We start from the raw sequence: 16,393 nt of genomic DNA on the forward strand, positions 1-16,393 counted from the left end.
TTCAAGGCTTGAAAGCGGTTTTCATCAACACATTTTGTCCTATAACTCGCTTTTCTTGATTCTTACTAATTCATATTAATTCTCATTCATCTTCGCCAATTTTGCTGCCTGGTCTGCTGCAATCAGAGCATCTAAGATTTCCTGGATGTCACCATTCATGATTTTATCCAGTTTATAGAGCGTAAGATTGATTCTGTGGTCGGTTACACGTCCCTGTGGAAAGTTATAAGTACGAATCTTCTCCGAACGGTCACCAGTACCAATCTGGCTTCTTCTGGCTTCTGCTTCTGCATCATGCGCCTTCTGGCATTCTATGTCGTATAATTTAGCACGCAAAAGGGCAAATGCTTTCTCTTTATTCTGAAGCTGTGATTTCTCTGTCTGGCTGTAGATTACAATTCCGGTTGGATAATGAGTCAGACGAACCGCAGAGTCTGTAGTATTGACACACTGTCCACCGTTTCCGGATGCACGCATAACGTCGATTCGGATATCCTTTTCATCAATCTGGACATCAACTTCTTCTGCCTCCGGCATTACTGCTACTGTAATGGTAGACGTATGGATACGTCCGCCGGACTCTGTCTCAGGTACACGCTGTACACGATGTACACCAGATTCATATTTCATAACAGAGTAAGCGCCCTGTCCGGTAATCATGAAAGTAACACTCTTCATTCCACCGATTCCGATTTCTTCGCATTCCATCGTCTCAACTTTCCAGCGTCTGCTCTCTGCATAATGGACATACATACGGTAAATCTCAGCTGCAAACAAAGCTGCCTCATCTCCGCCGGCACCGGCACGGATTTCCACAATGACATTCTTATCATCATTCGGATCCTTTGGAAGAAGAAGAATTTTCAGTTTCTGCTCTAATTCTTCTACTCTTGCCTTGGAATCATTTAATTCTTCCTTTGCAAGCTCCTTCATTTCTTCGTCTGTTTCTTCGTCCAGCATAGCAAGCGAATCTTCAATATTCTGCTTACACTGTTTGTATTCTTTATAAGCTTCCACGATAGGAGTTAAATCGCTCTGCTCCTTCATCAGCTTACGAAAACGCTCCGGATTATTTGCCACATCCGGTTCACTTAACTCACTCATCAACTCTTCATAACGAATCAATAAATCCTCTAAACGATCAAACATTTTAATTTCCTTTCCCTTTTACCACACGATCATTTCGTGCAAGGTCTTTGATTACTTCAACTTCTGTAAATCCTGCGTTACGCATCAGCTCAGAGACTGCTTCTCCCTGGTCATAACCAATTTCCATGTAAACATATCCGCCAGGATTCAAATAATCCTTTACCTGTCCGGCAATCTTCCGATAAAAATCAAGACCATCCGCTCCGCCATCCAATGCGTTTTCCGGCTCAAAATCCCGCACCTCCGGCATCAGTGACAGAATCTCTCCTGTCGGTATATAAGGCGGATTCGCCATGATTACATCAAAAGTCTCGGTAATATTATCAAATAAATCACTGCGTATCCAGTCCGCATCCACTTCATGCATCTTTGCATTTTCTTTCGCTACCAGCAATGCAGTTTTCGAAATATCACTTCCAACACCGGTAAGTTCCGGTGCATTTTTCAACACACTGATTAATACACAACCAGACCCTGTACAAAGGTCTAATACTTTCATCCCCGGCTTTACAATCTTCAATACCTGCTCCACTAAAGTCTCGGTATCCTGCCGCGGTATCAGAACATTGGAATTTACTTTGAATCGAAGCCCCATAAATTCCTGTTCTCCAATAATATACTGTAGCGGAATATGTTCAGCTCGTTTCTGTACTGCAATCTCATATTCTTTCTGAGCATCCTGTGTAATATCTTCTTCCCCGTGAACGTAGTAGTAACTGCGTTCAATCCTGCATACCATCTGTAAAAGATACCATGCATCCAGTGCGGCATCCGGCACTCCTGCATCTGTAAGACACTTTGTACCAAATTCCACTGCCTCTCTATAAGTCATATATTACGCCCTTTTCTTTTACATTTCGCTCAAATATTTTTTCCAGTCAAATACTGCTTCCACGGAAGCAATACCAACCTCAATCATAGAATCATCCGGTTCTCTTGTTGTAAGCCTCTGCAGCCACAATCCAGGTTTACTTAAGAAATTCACTACCGGATTATCACTTTTTCCGGCAAGCCGGATAAATTCATATGACACACCAGCAATCACCGGTATCAGCAGCAAACGAAGCACTACCTTCAAAATCCGGCTCTTTACATCAATAAATGCAAAGAAAATAATACTGATAATCATTACAAACAGGAGAAAACTTGTACCACACCGCTTATGCAGTCTGGAACTCTTTCTCACGTTTTCTACATTCAGCTCCATTCCATGTTCAATGCAGTTAATGCATTTGTGCTCTGCTCCGTGATACATGAATACACGCTGGATATCCTTCATTAAGGAAATTGAAGCAATATATGCCAAAAAAATCATCATTCGGATGATACCTTCAATCAGCGCCAGTGCCACATGGGATGTAATAAATTTCTGAAAAATCAAAGAAAGATAATATGGCAGAATCATAAAGATTCCAATGGCAAGTACAAAGGAAAATGCAACAGTAATACCCATTTCTGCCTTTTCTTTTTTTGCTGCTGCCTCTTTTGATAATTCTTTCTTTTTTGCTTTGGTGTCTTCCTCATCCTCTTCAAAGAAAGATGCGGAATATGTAAGCGTTGATATTCCAAGTGTCAAAGACTCCACAAAACTTAACACTCCACGTAAAATCGGAATGTTCCGCAATGTCTTGTTTTTAATCAGTCCATAATACTCTTTGGTATCAACGGTAATCTCTCCATCCGGCTTCCGGACTGCCACGGCGTACTTTTCCTTATTTTTCATCATTACGCCTTCTAAAACTGCCTGTCCACCGATTCCCGAATATTTCATGTGTGACCTCTCTTCCTGTTTCTAAAAAAAGGTTGAGATTAGAAACCTCAACCTTATCTTTCAGTCACATTGTGCAATTTCTATTTCATGCCGTATTTCTTATTGAACTGCTCAATACGTCCACGAGCCTGGTTAGCTTTCTGCTGTCCAGTATAGAATGGATGGCATTTGGAACAAATTTCAACGTGAATATCCTCTTTGGTTGAACCAGTTACGAATGTGTTACCACAGTTACATGTAACTGTTGCCTGATAATAATCTGGATGGATTCCTTCTCTCATGTCTCTCACCTCTCATATATGAATTGCTTCGCAATTACGACATTTGTCTAATTTAAGTGCGATACTGTTTAGTTTCCGAATAAACAGCTTATTCATTGTAGCATAGGAAAAGCTGTTATGCAAGTGTTTTTAAACAAATTTTGTCTTTTTTACAGTCTGGATATATTCCCGGTTGTTTTTCGTCCGGACAAACATATTCAAGATGCTCTCAACCGCTTCATCGGTACGCATGCCATTGATTGCCTTACGCATAATAAATACGGCCTCCTGCTCTTCCTGTGTCAGTAAGAGGTCTTCTCTTCTTGTACCGGATTTTACAATGTCAATTGCAGGGAATACACGTTTCTCAGATAACTTACGGTCAAGCACCAGTTCCATGTTACCGGTTCCCTTAAATTCCTCGTAAACAACATCATCCATCTTGCTTCCGGTATCTACCAGTGCTGTTGCAAGAATCGTAAGGCTTCCGCCCTCACGCATATTACGGGCTGCACCAAAGAAACGCTTCGGCATATGGAGGGCTGCCGGATCAAGACCACCGGATAAGGTTCTTCCACTTGGCGGAACTGTAAGGTTATATGCTCTTGCAAGTCTTGTAATACTGTCTAAGAGAATCATAACATCCTTCTTATGTTCTACCAGACGTTTTGCTCTCTCAATTACCATCTCGGATACTCTCTTATGATGCTCCGGCAATTCGTCAAAGGTAGAATAAATAACTTCTACATTCGGTCCTTCAATTGCTTCCTTAATATCGGTAACTTCCTCCGGCCGCTCATCAATTAATAAGATAATCAGATGCATCTCCGGGTTATTCTGCTTTACTGCCTGTGCCACACCTTTTAATAATGTAGTCTTACCTGCTTTTGGTGGGGAAACAATCATTCCACGCTGTCCCTTACCAATCGGAGATACTAAATCTACAATTCGCATTGCCATTGCACTATGGCTTGTCTCAAGCCGGATTCTCTCATCCGGAAAAATCGGAGTTAAATCTTCAAAATTCTTCCGCTTTACAGCCTCTGACGGATGCAGGTCATTAATAGAAGTAATGTATAATAATGCAGAGAATTTTTCAGCCTGTGTCTTAATTCTGGTATTTCCGGTCACAATATCTCCGGTTTTCAGATTGAACTTACGAATCTGGGACGGAGAAACATAGACATCATGCTCTCCCGGCAGATAATTTTCACAACGGATAAATCCGAATCCATCCGGCATAACTTCAAGAATTCCATGTGCCTTCACACCGCTGTCTAAGTCCTTGTTTTCTTCTGCCACACGCTCCGTTTCATCTTTTTCCGAAATATGCTCATCCGGTGTATGTCTTACTGTGCTTCGACGCATCTCGCCCTCATGTCCCCTCGCTGCATTTTCCCGGTGCGGACGTTCTGCGCGATAGGTTCTGGTTTCTGCTACCTGCTCCGTAGTTTCTGTTGTACCTTCTGCTTCTTTCTTGGCTTCCTGCACCTTTGCTTCCTTTTCATCTTCCGCCAGCATCGCTTCTACTAACTCAGCTTTCTTTAAGGTAGAAATTCCTTTCATTCCCCTTGCTTTTGCCAGTTCACGCAACACTGCTGCAGAAAGACTTTCATACTTCTCTCTCATTCTATTCTCCTTACCTCTTGCTTATTTGATTATCTGCTAAATAATTGGGATTTCTTTTTGAAATAAAAATAATTGGAACGTAAGATTCGTCTTTTCGTATTATACAACAGTTTCTTTCAAATAGGAAGTCCTTTTTCTTGCTTTAAAAATTTTTTAATGATATGATACTAGACGGAAGTAATCAATGGCTAAGAAAAGGAGACGAACTATGGATACCAACGAAAAAGCAATTGAAATGCATAAAAAATGGAATGGAAAATTAGAAACCATCTCCAAGACACCGGTAAAGACCCGGGAAGATTTATCTATCGCATACACACCTGGTGTTGCGGCACCTTGCCGTATCATCGCAGAAAATAAAGAAGAAGCTTATACTTATACCATGAAAGCCAACACCGTTGCCGTTGTCTCAGACGGAAGCGCTGTTCTCGGTCTCGGAAACATCGGACCGTACGCAGCCATGCCGGTTATGGAAGGAAAATGTGTACTGTTTAAAGAATTTGGAAATGTCAACGCTGTTCCAATCTGCCTTGACACACAGGATACCGAAGAAATTATAAAAACTGTTAAAAATATTGCTCCAGGATTCGGCGGCATCAACTTAGAGGATATTTCCGCCCCACGTTGTTTTGAAATTGAAGAGCGTTTAAAGGAAATGCTTGATATTCCGGTCTTCCATGACGACCAGCATGGTACTGCTATTGTTGTTCTTGCCGGAATCATCAACGCTTTAAAAGTAACCGGAAAAGAAAAAGAAAACTGCCGCGTTGTTGTAAATGGTGCCGGTTCTGCCGGTGTTGCCATCACCAAACTGTTACTGACTTACGGCTTTAAAAATGTTATTATGTGTGACCGCATGGGAATCATCGGCAAAGATTATCCTGACTTAAACTGGATGCAGAAGAAAATGACCGAAGTTACCAACCTTTCCAATGAATCGGGTACCCTTGCCGATGCATTAAAGGGTGCTGATATCTTCGTTGGTGTTTCCGCACCGAATATCGTGACTCAGGAAATGGTTGCATCCATGAATAAAGATGCCATTCTTTTTGCCATGGCAAATCCTACTCCGGAAATCATGCCAGACCTTGCCAAAGCTGCAGGTGCTAAAGTGGTCGGAACCGGAAGAAGTGATTTCCCGAATCAGGTAAACAACGTCGTTGCTTTTCCGGGAATCTTCAAAGGTGCTTTAGAAGGACACGCTTCCCAGATTACAGAAGAAATGAAGCTTGCTGCTGCAAAAGCAATTGCAGGGTTAGTATCTGATGAAGAATTAAATGAAGACTTTATTATGCCGGAAGCATTTGACCCGCGTGTTGCCGAAGTGGTAAGCCAGGCAGTCAAATCACACATCCGCTAATGAAAAACGGCACGATTACACTGTGGGGGGAGAAGCGCTACCACTCTCTGGACTACTATTTAAAAAATACCTACCATGAAAAGGTATACCGGATTGCATTAAATGCCGGACTCAGTTGTCCCAACCGTGACGGACACTTAGATACCAGAGGCTGTATTTTCTGCTCTGCCGGTGGTTCCGGAGATTTTGCCGCCTCCCCCACGCTTTCTATCAAAGAACAGTTAGAATCCGAAAAAAGCATTCTGAAAGCCAAAAGAAATTGCAATAAATTCATTGCATATTTTCAGGCATTCACGAATACTTATGGTTCTGTGGAACACCTGCGGAATCTTTATATGCAGGCAGTAAACGACCCGGATGTGGTTATTATTTCCATTGCCACAAGACCTGACTGTCTGCAGCCTGAGATTCTTTCACTGCTTGCCGAAATCAATGAAAAGAAAACCGTCTGGGTGGAACTTGGTTTACAGACAATCCATGATGACACCAGAGAGTTTACACGAAGCGGCTTTACTTATGAGACTTTTCAAAAAAGTCTCTTCGCCCTTCACGCCCTTTCTATCAAGGTGATTGTTCATCTGATTTTAGGACTGCCCCACGAAACCAGAGAAATGATGTCTGCTTCCGTTCAGGCAATTGCAAATCTCCCGGTCTGGGGAATCAAGCTACAGCTGCTTCATGTATTATCCGGCACCGATTTAGCCGCTTATTATGAAAAGACACATTTTCCGGTATTTTCCATGGATGAATACTGTGAAATGATTATTGACTGTCTGGAGCTTCTGCCTCCGGAAATGGTGATTCACCGGATTACCGGCGATGGTCCGAAGGATTTACTGATTGCGCCGATGTGGAGCACCGGAAAACGGACTGTTTTAAATCAGATTCACCGCCGCTTAAAAGAGCGGAATACTTACCAGGGACGCTTAGCAACTAAGAGGTGATTTTATGGCTGAACCAGCTACTTTATATAAATTAATTATTCTGCACATGCTTGAACATATTGATTTTCCATTGTCCAATGCGCAGATTTCAGATTTCTTTTTAGACAGGGAATATACCGACTACTTTACGATTCAGCAGGTCATTCATGACCTGATGGATTCCGGGCTTGTCCGTACGGAAAACACCCACAACAGTACACGGTATATTATTACTCCTGCAGGAAAAGAAACACTGCATTTTTTCCATGACAAAATATCCCCTTCTATTGAAGAAGATATTGCAGCTTATTTTCAGGCAAATAAGCTTGCCATTAAAACAGAAAATGCATATCTATCCGATTATTACAAAACACCGGAACAGGAATACGGTGTGCGATGCCAGCTCCGGGAAAAAGGCCGTACCCGCCTTGATTTTACTTTAACTGTCCAGACAAAGGAACAGGCGGAAGCCATCTGCACCAACTGGCAGAATCAGGCAGATGATGTATTTGCCTGTCTGATGGATTTACTTTTAAAATAAACGTTATTCAAAAAGCGGAACAACGAGAAGATTTTTCTCTCTGTTCCGCTTTCTATAATTTCTTATATTTTCAGTTATTTTGTCCTTTTTATTTTATTCTTTTTTATTTTGCTCTTTTACTTCGCTTTCTTCTTTCTGCCATTCTTTGAAGGCTTCTGCTTCTTTACGCTGTAACCAAAGCTTCCAAGCTTCTTACCCAGCAGAAAATATTCTCCATGGGAATAAGTCACCAGCCCGCTCTGATTCAGTTCGAATTTACCTTTTTCATTCATATAGGAATCATCAACGGTAACGCCTACTACATCTGCCAGAAACATATCATGGCTTCCAAGATGTAATATCTGGCTTACCTTGCAGGCAATGTTTACCGGACTTTCTGCAATTCCCGGTGCCGATACCTGCGGAAGGTTCAGTGGTGTCAGATGCATGGCATCAAACTTGTCAACGTCACGGCCGGATTTTACGCCACAATAATCCGTGGCACAGACCAGATCCTTCGTCACAAGATTTACAACAAATTCGCCGGTTTCCGCAATTATTCCATGGGAATATCGTTCCGGACGGACAGATATGGAAAGCATTGGCGGATTCGTACATACCGTTCCTGCCCACGCTACCGTAATAATATTCGGTTTTTCTGTCGGTCTCTGGCAGCTTACCATCACTGCTGGAACCGGATATAACATATTACCCGGCTTCCATGTTTCTTTCGCCATTACAAAATTCTCCTGTATAAGTTGTTATCTTATTTCTGTCTCTGATATAGGCATTTATACCTGCTATCATCCTGCCGTAAGCATTTACGCTTGCTGCAATCCTGCCATTAATGTCGGAATCATCTGTTTCTTACGGGATACTACTCCCTTTAAGTAAAAGCTGCCTGATTCATCCGGCTCTCCAAAGCACTCCTTTAAAAGGCTGCCTGCCTGCGCTCCGGCATAGATTACTTCCGAATTCTCATCCAGAATGTCCGTCAGCATCACAAATACAGCATCCAGTTTCTGCTCTCCCAATGCAATTTCCAGATATGGCTGTAGCTTCTTCTTCGCCATGCCAAGCTGCACGTCACTCATGGCACTAAGCTGTGCTACACCAAAATCAAATTCATCGGTATGGAAGGTTTTAAAATCCTGATAAAACAGTTCTTCTGTTGTTTTTTTCTTAAAATCACTGCCGGCTTCAAACATCTTCTTGGCCAGCTCTTCAATATCTACTTCTGCAATCTTCGCCAGTGCTTCTGCTGCTGCCCGGTCCATCTGTGTACAGGTCGGTGAACGGAACATCAAGGTATCTGAAATAATTGCTGCCAAAAGAATTCCGGCTGTCTTTTTATCAATGATTACTCCCTTTTCCTGATACATCTGATAAATAATCGTTGAAGTACAGCCCAGTGGCTGGTTCCGGAAAAATACCGGAGCAATCGTCTCAAGGCTGCCCAGTCGGTGATGGTCAATAATTTCTAAGATTTCTGCATCTTCGATTCCATCTACTGCCTGGGATTTTTCATTATGGTCAACAAGGATCACCTGTTTTTTCTGTAAATTTAAAAGATTTCGTCTGGAAAACATACCGACATATTTTCCATTCTCATCCAGTACCGGAAAATCACGATGACGCACTTTAGACATAGTCTCTTTCACATCATCCACATAATCCTCTAATTCGAATGTAATCAGATGCTCCTTTTTCATAATATATTTAATCGGCATACTCTGATTAATCAAACGCGCCACGGTAAATGTGTCATATGGTGTGCTGATAAGCATACAGTCTTTCTCTTCTGCAAGCTGCACAATGGTCTTTGTAATCTTCGCTCCGGAACAGACAATCACACAGCTTGCATTCATTTCCAATGCACAGAACTGTGATTCATAACGGTCTCCTAAGATAACCATATCGTCATCTTCAATATACTGCTCCATCATATCCGGTGTGGTAGCCGCAACAACAACCTTACCTTTTATGAAGTAACCATGCTCATTTCCTGTTACAAGAGTTCCATTTAAAGTTTCAACAATATTCTTATACTGCGTCCGGGCAGTTGCAAGAATCCGGTTGTCCAATACATCCATATAGGATTTTGCAATATCACTGGTAACAACCATTCCCTGCAGATTGTTCTCATTGTCAGTAATCGGCAATGACACGACATCTAAATTCTTCATCAGCTCCCATGCCCGTTTAATGGAAATGTGACTGCTGACGCCCTCCGTTCTACGATATTCAATATCCTTAATCTGTGCACCAACATCTGTTACCAGTTCCGGTTCCGGTACATCAAAAAATTTTAGGACATACTTCGTCTCTTCGTTCATATGTCCTGCTCTTTTCGGTATAAAAATACCGTCCTCTGTTTGATTTTTTAAATCTGCATAGGCAATCGCCGCACAAATAGAATCTGTGTCCGGATTCTTATGTCCAATTACCCATGTCTTTCTCTTTCCCTGTGTCATATAATTCCTCGTTTTAACTACTGCTTAAAAATTAAATACTCCAAGAGAATATAGAATAAATGCCACCAATACTACAAAATTGATAACAGAAAACCAGGTTAAGCATTTTGCATAACCTTTTACGGTATTCAAGCTCTTCTCTAAAGTATCATTTTCCTCTAACTTAACGGTAAGCTCTTTAATTAAGTCCTGCATATTGCGGTAGCACTTTACATCTTCGGTATGTATTTTCTCAGCCAGTTCCAGTTTCATGCTGTCTAACTGCTGGGAAATTTCCTGTAAAGATGCCTGCATCTGTGCAGTCTGTTCTGCGGTTCTTCCGGTGGAATCACTTACGTCTGCTGCAATCTTTTCAGACAGTGCATTCAATTTTTCTTCTACACGGTTAATCATTTCTTCCATCTGACCGTGTACTCCGGTAAGAAGAACATCTGCTTCTGATTTACGTGCATTTAAAACATGCTGCAGTTCTTTTGCTTTTTCTTCTCTTTCATCTACGATATTCTGTAATTCCTGCACTTTGTCTTCTTTTGTAACAAGCAAAGCCTGAAGCTGTTTTGCTTTCTCACGGAATTCATCAATCTGCTTTAATAAGAAATCTTCCTTATCCATTCCTTTATCCACCTTACTGTTTGTCCTCTCTGACCTGTTATGCTGTTCGTTTTCTTTTAACGAAGGGGCTGCCTTTCTGGTCTCTGTATTTCTTATCTGTACCTTCTGTTGTGTCACCGGCTCTTTTCTGCTCCGGTCCGGCGTCCCATAACTCTTCGCATTTTTACGGTAAAACATCGTTTTCAGCACATCAAAAAAGCTTTTCACTACCGTCTTCCTCCTGCGGAATCTCTTCCATTCCTATTACTGCTAGACACATTCTAGCATTTACCCTGTGATTTGTCCAGCAAATGCTCAACCATTGCTTTCTCCTTTGCTGTCAAATCTGCATCTGCCAGCAAATCCGGTCTTCGTTCCATGGTTCTTTTAATGGATTGTTCTCTCCTCCATGCTTCTACCTTTGCATGGTCTCCGGAAAGTAAAATAGCTGGAACTTTCTTTCCCATCCAGTCTTCCGGTCTGCTATACTGCGGATATTCCAATAAATTTCCTTCAAAGGATTCTGTGGTTCCGGATTCATCATTTGCCAGTACGCCAGGCACCATACGGGATATCGCATCCACCATGACCATTGCCGGAAGTTCTCCTCCTGTCAGCACATAATCTCCAATCGACACATAATCCGTCACAATTTCTTCTAACACACGTTCATCGATGCCCTCATAATGCCCACAAAGCAATACCAGGTCTTCTTCCTTCGCATAATCCTTTGCCATTTCCTGCTGAAACGTATTGCCCTGAGGTGTAAGATATACTGTTCTTGGCTTTCTTCCAATCTTCTGTGCCACTGCCTGCCACGCATCATAAATCGGCTGTGCCTGCATTACCATCCCGGCTCCGCCACCATACGGATAATCATCTACTTTTTTATGACGGTCTAACGTATAATCCCGGATGTTAATTGTTTCTATATTTAAAAGTCCTTTGCCAACTGCTCTTCCGATGATACTGGTATTCAGTCCCCGTTCTACCATATCCGGAAATAATGTTAATATATGAAAATTCATTTTGCTACCTACTTCTTATTAATATCACGAAGCCCATTTAAAAGGTGTACCATAATGGTGCCTTCCTCTATATTGACATTTTTTACACAATCCTTAATTGCCGGAAGTAAAATATCATCTTCCCCATCTTTATGTAATACATAAATGTCATTTGCACCGGTCTGAAGTACATCCTTTACTTCACCTAAATCTTCTCCGTCATCTCCGACTGCCTTTAAGCCAATCAAATCAGCCACGAAATATTCATTCGGAGCCAGCTTTACAGCATTTTCCCTTGTTACATAAAGCCCTCTGCTCTTATACTTCTCTACATCATTTATATTATCAAATTCTTTGAATTTTAATATTACCAGATTTTTAAAGAAGCGCGCCTGTGTAACCTGAAGCTCCATCGGTTCCTTTCCAGTATCCAAAAATACCTGCTTCAGCTTTTTAAAACGCATGACATCATCTGTTGTCGGATATACCTTCACTTCGCCACGCACACCATGTGTATTGGTAAGTACACCTACCTGCAGCATTTCTTCCTTCCAGTCTTCCTGCACTTTCTTCATATCCTATCCTCTTTCTCTTATACTTCCGTTCTTCAGGCAAGCCTGAATTTAATTATACAAAAGAAGCATAACTGCCGCAAGTAAAAAAGGTAAGATTCTTAAGAATTCTTAGGAATCTTACCTTCTAACGGTCTCTTACTTTTTTATAATCAAAATTGCTCTTATAAATTAAAGTTTTCTACATTTCGCACTTTTGCAGTATCCGTTGCAGTAATCTGCCGGATTCCGCTCTGTTCAATGTTCTCTCCCACAAAGAACTGATACTGCTGCAGTACCTGATCTTTGTGCATATCGGATAATGCCTTCTCAACATCCAGACTATGTATATCACTTTCAGAACCTTTCATCTCGTAGGTACGATCCGACTGGTACTGTGCTGCATAATCTGCTGCCCCAAAATCCTGTTCTCTTCGTACCGGAGTCTCTAAGGTATCCTTCTGCTGCTGTTCAGATGCACCGGCATCTGCTACCGTCTTAACAACCGGTGTATCTTCTACTGCATTCCGGATATTCTGTATGCTGTTGTAATCGTAAAATCCCGCATTGGGACGAATTCCTGAAATATTCATAACGATCACGTTCCTCACATCATAATTATCTGCTACTAATTTTATCGGATAAATTCAACCAAAATTAACCCTTTTCTCCAAAAAGATTTTCTTTTATTTATCCAGCATTTTCTTTAACTCATTCATAAAGGTATTTACATCCTTAAATTCACGATATACAGATGCAAAACGAACATACGCCACTGCATCTAAATCTTTAATCTTATCCATCAGAATCTCACCAATTACGGTACTTGGGATTTCCTTTTCTTCCCGATTAAAAATCTCTGTCTCCACTTCATCAACCAGTCTGGTTATCTGCTCCACGGATACCGGTCTCTTATGGCAGGCTCGAAGTACACCTGCTTCAATCTTGGAACGGTCATACTGCTCTCTGCAGTTATCTTTTTTTATTACAATCAATGGAATTGTCTCAACTTTTTCATAAGTTGTGAAACGTTTTCCACAATCATCGCATAATCTTCTCCGGCGAATGGAGTTATTGTCATCTGCCGGTCTCGAATCAATTACTCTGGTATTTTCACTGCTGCAAAATGGGCACTTCATCTTTTTTCTCCTATTCTAAAAGCTATGCAAAACACGCTTTGTGAATTTTGCATAAATAATACCGTTTTTCCATCACCAAACGTTCATAAAGAACTGTTGATATCAGCTTTTACAAATATTGGTCGTACTATTTTTAGTATAACTTTCTCGTATTCTTATGTCAACTAACTTTTCACATCTTCTACACAGACATCTACCAGAATAATATCCGGTCCAATCCGCACAACACGTTTCCATGGAATAATATATTCGCATGCCGGACAAAAAATACAGAAAAATTTTCCCGGCGCAGCTACAACCAGTGCACAGATTCTTCCATTGCACTCATCCAGTTCCAAATCCACCACATTTCCCAGGCAGCAACAGTCTGCAATATTAATCACCTGCTTTTCACACAATTCACAATAGCGTATCATGTGCCTGCCCCACTGTGCCTTTTCTTCTATTTATACTATGCCGGATTTTTCAAAAGGTTCCTTATACGTTGAAACGGAATAAAATAATATCGCCATCCTGAACAACGTAATCTTTTCCTTCCAGTCTTACCAGTCCCTTTTCTTTTGCTGCTGTCATGCTTCCACACTCAATCAGATGGTCATAGGATACCACCTCTGCACGTATAAATCCACGTTCGAAGTCGGTATGAATCTTTCCTGCCGCCTGCGGTGCCTTGGTTCCCTTGGTAATAGTCCATGCTCTTGTCTCATCTTCTCCTGATGTAAGGTAGCTGATAAGTCCTAACAATTTATAGCTTGCTGCAATCAGTTTCTCAAGACCGGATTCTTTTAATCCAAGGTCCTCTAAGAACATTGCTTTTTCATCATCATCTAATTCCGCAATTTCCTGTTCAATCTGTGCGCAAATAACAAATACTTCACTGTTTTCTGCGGCTGCCTGTTCTCTTACTCTTGCAACATGTGGATTGTTTGCGCCATCATCTGCAAGGTCATCCTCACTTACATTTGCTGCATAGATAACCGGTTTTGCAGTTAATAAATTATAAGATGCAAACCATGCCTGCTCGTCCTCATCATCACTCAACGGATAAGTCTTTGCCATCTTTCCTTCTTCCAGATGTGCCTTTAAGGATTTCAAAAGTGCCTCTTCTTTTGCAAGTGTCTTGTCCATTCTTGCCTGCTTGGTAACTTTTGCAATTCTTCTTTCCAAGATTTCAATATCAGAAAAGATAAGTTCTAAATTAATGGTCTCAATATCACGAACCGGGTCAATGCTTCCGTCTACATGGACTACGTTGGTATCTTCAAAACAACGTACAACATGAACGATGGCATCTACTTCACGAATATTGGCAAGGAACTGGTTTCCAAGTCCCTCTCCTTTGCTGGCTCCTTTTACAAGTCCTGCAATATCTACAAATTCAATGACTGCCGGTGTTACTTTCTTGGAATGATACATCTCGCCTAACACCTTCAGACGGTTATCCGGTACGGTTACGATTCCCACATTCGGGTCAATGGTACAAAACGGATAATTGGCTGATTCTGCGCCTGCTTTGGTCAGTGAATTAAATAATGTACTTTTTCCTACGTTTGGTAAACCTACGATTCCAAGTTTCATTTTATCTTTTACCTGTTCGAAAATCCTTAAGTTATCAGGTTTTTCGCCTTTCTATGTTATTTTACTACATAATTTATCATGCAAATTTTTAAGCTGTATCAAACTCTTTTCTGCCAAGTTGGCAAAAGGAGCTTAATACAGCCTATTATTATATCATAAGTCTTATTATTTTGAAACCATCAAAATTTAAAGTTCATGGTTTCCGTCTATTATCGGTGAAAACTTTATTCATCCACAGATACCTCTACAAGATTCCGGACAGAAAAATTTCCCTTTTCAAGTTGTTCTTTGGATTCCATTAACCAGTCATAATTCGCTTTATTGCCTATTACATGCATTTCTTCATTAGATAATTCATTATTTTCATCTAATAAAAAATTCATTAAGAATTTTTCTAAAAACTCCGTTGTTTCGTAGATTCCTTCTTTTATATTATTATAATTTGCACGAACTAACGCATTTCTAAAATACCATGAATTTTCCGCAAACAAGTCATTCTCTGCTTTAAATCCCAGAATTCTGAGATACTTAATAAAAAATACCGCAGTTGTTCTGGTATTTCCTTCCCCGAAAACATGAATCTGCCACAATCTTGAAATAAACACTGCCAGATGATGAGTAGTTTCATCCATGGTCAGTCCATTATATCTAAACTCCCTTTCCCGGGCAAAATCATATTCTAATGTTTCCCGCAAATCCAATGCACCACCATAGGAAACGGTATCTCCATACAGCACCCATTCTTTCTTCGTGATATTATAATCACAAATTTTCCGGCATGTGAATATATCCCCTTAAACAATTCCCGATGAATTGCTATATATTGCGTTGGTGAAAATGTAAATGCCTTTTCAGATAACAGTTTTGCTATTCTCGCTGATACTTTATCTGCTTCTTCTGTTCTTGATTCATCTTCTAATCTGCCAGCTCTGCTTTCATAATAGTTATTAATCAACGCATCCGCTTCATCAACAGAAATTTCACCATCAATACTCTTCTTTGCTGTTTCATATAAATATTCAGATGGCTTTAATCCATCCACATCCTGTAATCCAATCGCTGTTGACCACGCCTGCCCCAGTTCTTTTCTGGTTGGAGGGAGATTTCTAATATATTCCTCAAATGAATCCCTTTTGATATCTCTCATGCAATGTCTCCTCCCTTTCACGAAAAAAGGAATTATTTCATATGTAAAACCATATCAAAAATCCCTTATTTTTTCAACCAATCCTCTTTCATCGAACTTATATTCTTAATCATATCTTATGTGTTAATATAATCTCAAAATCGTACCTATTCCCCAAAGCAGAAAAATTATTGGCTAAATACCTATTCAAATTAAATTTATATAAAAAATGATTCTATTTATTCCGTACTTATTATTCAACTTGGGAACAGCGTAAGCTCGAAGAAATTGTAGAAAGAGTGACTAGAAAAAATC

At 40.6% G+C, this 16,393-nt stretch carries 19 protein-coding genes; 3 read left to right on the top strand and 16 right to left on the bottom strand.

All coding sequences use genetic code 11. From position 1 onward, the window contains the following. Positions 1–75 precede the first annotated feature (75 nt). The 5 genes from prfA to rho form a co-directional block, all read right to left on the bottom strand. On the bottom strand, positions 76–1,149 hold the full coding sequence (gene prfA / locus DWV68_RS13630) for a peptide chain release factor 1 (protein ID WP_022243126.1): 1,074 nt from the start codon (positions 1,147–1,149) through the stop codon (positions 76–78). 1 nt (position 1,150) lies between these two features. Beyond that, complete coding sequence (prmC, locus tag DWV68_RS13635) at positions 1,151–1,981, bottom strand: peptide chain release factor N(5)-glutamine methyltransferase (protein WP_117699008.1); 831 nt, start codon at positions 1,979–1,981, stop codon at positions 1,151–1,153. An 18-nt stretch (positions 1,982–1,999) separates the two neighbouring features. Further along, positions 2,000–2,920, bottom strand: a complete 921-nt coding sequence (locus DWV68_RS13640; protein WP_118056814.1) for a DUF1385 domain-containing protein — start codon at positions 2,918–2,920, stop codon at positions 2,000–2,002. Positions 2,921–3,000: 80 nt separating this feature from the next. Then, positions 3,001–3,201 (bottom strand): 50S ribosomal protein L31, encoded by a 201-nt coding sequence (gene rpmE, locus DWV68_RS13645; protein WP_022243129.1) that lies wholly within the window; start codon positions 3,199–3,201, stop codon positions 3,001–3,003. A 129-nt stretch (positions 3,202–3,330) separates the two neighbouring features. Then, a complete protein-coding gene (gene rho / locus DWV68_RS13650) occupies positions 3,331–4,809 on the bottom strand; it encodes a transcription termination factor Rho (protein WP_117699010.1) in 1,479 nt (492 codons plus the stop codon). Between the two features lie 208 nt (positions 4,810–5,017). Here rho and DWV68_RS13655 point away from each other — a divergent pair, with 208 nt between their 5' ends. From DWV68_RS13655 to DWV68_RS13665, 3 genes are read left to right on the top strand one after another with little or no spacing between them, the layout of a single operon-like run. Next, positions 5,018–6,169, top strand: coding sequence for an NAD(P)-dependent malic enzyme (locus DWV68_RS13655; protein WP_022243131.1), 1,152 nt, complete (start codon positions 5,018–5,020; stop codon positions 6,167–6,169). Then, complete coding sequence (locus tag DWV68_RS13660) at positions 6,169–7,113, top strand: TIGR01212 family radical SAM protein (protein ID WP_118087356.1); 945 nt, start codon at positions 6,169–6,171, stop codon at positions 7,111–7,113. Before DWV68_RS13655 ends, DWV68_RS13660 begins: the two co-directional genes overlap by 1 nt. A gap of 4 nt (positions 7,114–7,117) precedes the next feature. Then, entirely contained in the window at positions 7,118–7,633 is a 516-nt protein-coding gene (locus tag DWV68_RS13665) for a DUF4364 family protein (protein WP_022243133.1), read from the top strand. Positions 7,634–7,749: 116 nt separating this feature from the next. On the opposite strand, the gene DWV68_RS13670 is transcribed toward DWV68_RS13665, so the two are convergent. The 11 genes from DWV68_RS13670 to DWV68_RS15025 all read right to left on the bottom strand — a co-directional run bounded on the left by DWV68_RS13670 (position 7,750) and on the right by DWV68_RS15025 (position 16,099). Then, positions 7,750–8,349, bottom strand: coding sequence for a flavin reductase family protein (locus DWV68_RS13670; RefSeq protein ID WP_117699012.1), 600 nt, complete (start codon positions 8,347–8,349; stop codon positions 7,750–7,752). Positions 8,350–8,433: 84 nt separating this feature from the next. Beyond that, complete coding sequence (locus DWV68_RS13675; protein ID WP_118542067.1) at positions 8,434–10,086, bottom strand: putative manganese-dependent inorganic diphosphatase; 1,653 nt, start codon at positions 10,084–10,086, stop codon at positions 8,434–8,436. Positions 10,087–10,110: 24 nt separating this feature from the next. Beyond that, a complete protein-coding gene (locus DWV68_RS13680; RefSeq protein ID WP_022243136.1) occupies positions 10,111–10,905 on the bottom strand; it encodes a hypothetical protein in 795 nt (264 codons plus the stop codon). Between the two features lie 53 nt (positions 10,906–10,958). Further along, positions 10,959–11,705 (bottom strand): tRNA (guanosine(37)-N1)-methyltransferase TrmD, encoded by a 747-nt coding sequence (gene trmD / locus DWV68_RS13685; RefSeq protein ID WP_118056818.1) that lies wholly within the window; start codon positions 11,703–11,705, stop codon positions 10,959–10,961. An 8-nt stretch (positions 11,706–11,713) separates the two neighbouring features. Continuing rightward, positions 11,714–12,259 carry a ribosome maturation factor RimM gene (rimM, locus tag DWV68_RS13690; RefSeq protein ID WP_117699014.1) on the bottom strand — a complete coding sequence of 182 codons (546 nt, stop codon included), beginning with the start codon at positions 12,257–12,259 and terminating at the stop codon, positions 11,714–11,716. Positions 12,260–12,420: 161 nt separating this feature from the next. Further along, a complete protein-coding gene (locus DWV68_RS13695; RefSeq protein WP_118666053.1) occupies positions 12,421–12,828 on the bottom strand; it encodes a hypothetical protein in 408 nt (135 codons plus the stop codon). Between the two features lie 93 nt (positions 12,829–12,921). Next, complete coding sequence (gene nrdR / locus DWV68_RS13700) at positions 12,922–13,374, bottom strand: transcriptional regulator NrdR (protein WP_022243140.1); 453 nt, start codon at positions 13,372–13,374, stop codon at positions 12,922–12,924. Positions 13,375–13,538: 164 nt separating this feature from the next. Next, entirely contained in the window at positions 13,539–13,790 is a 252-nt protein-coding gene (locus DWV68_RS13705) for a YlmC/YmxH family sporulation protein (RefSeq protein WP_022243141.1), read from the bottom strand. A 61-nt stretch (positions 13,791–13,851) separates the two neighbouring features. Continuing rightward, entirely contained in the window at positions 13,852–14,952 is a 1,101-nt protein-coding gene (ychF, locus tag DWV68_RS13710; protein ID WP_022243142.1) for a redox-regulated ATPase YchF, read from the bottom strand. Between the two features lie 224 nt (positions 14,953–15,176). Next, positions 15,177–15,689 carry a Fic family protein gene (locus DWV68_RS15020; protein ID WP_330419948.1) on the bottom strand — a complete coding sequence of 171 codons (513 nt, stop codon included), beginning with the start codon at positions 15,687–15,689 and terminating at the stop codon, positions 15,177–15,179. Then, a complete protein-coding gene (locus DWV68_RS15025) occupies positions 15,632–16,099 on the bottom strand; it encodes a hypothetical protein (protein ID WP_330419949.1) in 468 nt (155 codons plus the stop codon). The genes DWV68_RS15020 and DWV68_RS15025 overlap by 58 nt, the downstream gene beginning before the upstream one ends. Between the last annotated feature and the right edge of the window lie 294 nt (positions 16,100–16,393).

Origin of the sequence: Roseburia sp. AF12-17LB, from assembly GCF_003479605.1 — a bacterium.
Classification (GTDB): Bacteria; Bacillota; Clostridia; order Lachnospirales; family Lachnospiraceae; genus Roseburia_C; species Roseburia_C amylophila.

Bases quoted from the DNA above. Each gene is read 5' to 3' on its own strand.
- trmD (WP_118056818.1), bottom strand. From the start codon at position 11,705: ATGAATTTTCATATATTAACATTATTTCCGGATATGGTAGAACGGGGA.
- prmC (WP_117699008.1), bottom strand. From the start codon at position 1,981: ATGACTTATAGAGAGGCAGTGGAATTTGGTACAAAGTGTCTTACAGAT.
- DWV68_RS15025 (WP_330419949.1), bottom strand. From the start codon at position 16,099: ATGAGAGATATCAAAAGGGATTCATTTGAGGAATATATTAGAAATCTC.
- ychF (WP_022243142.1), bottom strand. From the start codon at position 14,952: ATGAAACTTGGAATCGTAGGTTTACCAAACGTAGGAAAAAGTACATTA.
- DWV68_RS13695 (WP_118666053.1), bottom strand. From the start codon at position 12,828: ATGAATATTTCAGGAATTCGTCCCAATGCGGGATTTTACGATTACAAC.
- DWV68_RS13660 (WP_118087356.1), top strand. From the start codon at position 6,169: ATGAAAAACGGCACGATTACACTGTGGGGGGAGAAGCGCTACCACTCT.
- prfA (WP_022243126.1), bottom strand. From the start codon at position 1,149: ATGTTTGATCGTTTAGAGGATTTATTGATTCGTTATGAAGAGTTGATG.
- DWV68_RS13705 (WP_022243141.1), bottom strand. From the start codon at position 13,790: ATGATACGCTATTGTGAATTGTGTGAAAAGCAGGTGATTAATATTGCA.
- DWV68_RS13640 (WP_118056814.1), bottom strand. From the start codon at position 2,920: ATGAAATATTCGGGAATCGGTGGACAGGCAGTTTTAGAAGGCGTAATG.
- DWV68_RS13675 (WP_118542067.1), bottom strand. From the start codon at position 10,086: ATGACACAGGGAAAGAGAAAGACATGGGTAATTGGACATAAGAATCCG.
- rimM (WP_117699014.1), bottom strand. From the start codon at position 12,259: ATGAAGAAAGTGCAGGAAGACTGGAAGGAAGAAATGCTGCAGGTAGGT.
- nrdR (WP_022243140.1), bottom strand. From the start codon at position 13,374: ATGAAGTGCCCATTTTGCAGCAGTGAAAATACCAGAGTAATTGATTCG.
- rpmE (WP_022243129.1), bottom strand. From the start codon at position 3,201: ATGAGAGAAGGAATCCATCCAGATTATTATCAGGCAACAGTTACATGT.
- DWV68_RS13665 (WP_022243133.1), top strand. From the start codon at position 7,118: ATGGCTGAACCAGCTACTTTATATAAATTAATTATTCTGCACATGCTT.
- rho (WP_117699010.1), bottom strand. From the start codon at position 4,809: ATGAGAGAGAAGTATGAAAGTCTTTCTGCAGCAGTGTTGCGTGAACTG.
- DWV68_RS13670 (WP_117699012.1), bottom strand. From the start codon at position 8,349: ATGGCGAAAGAAACATGGAAGCCGGGTAATATGTTATATCCGGTTCCA.
- DWV68_RS13655 (WP_022243131.1), top strand. From the start codon at position 5,018: ATGGATACCAACGAAAAAGCAATTGAAATGCATAAAAAATGGAATGGA.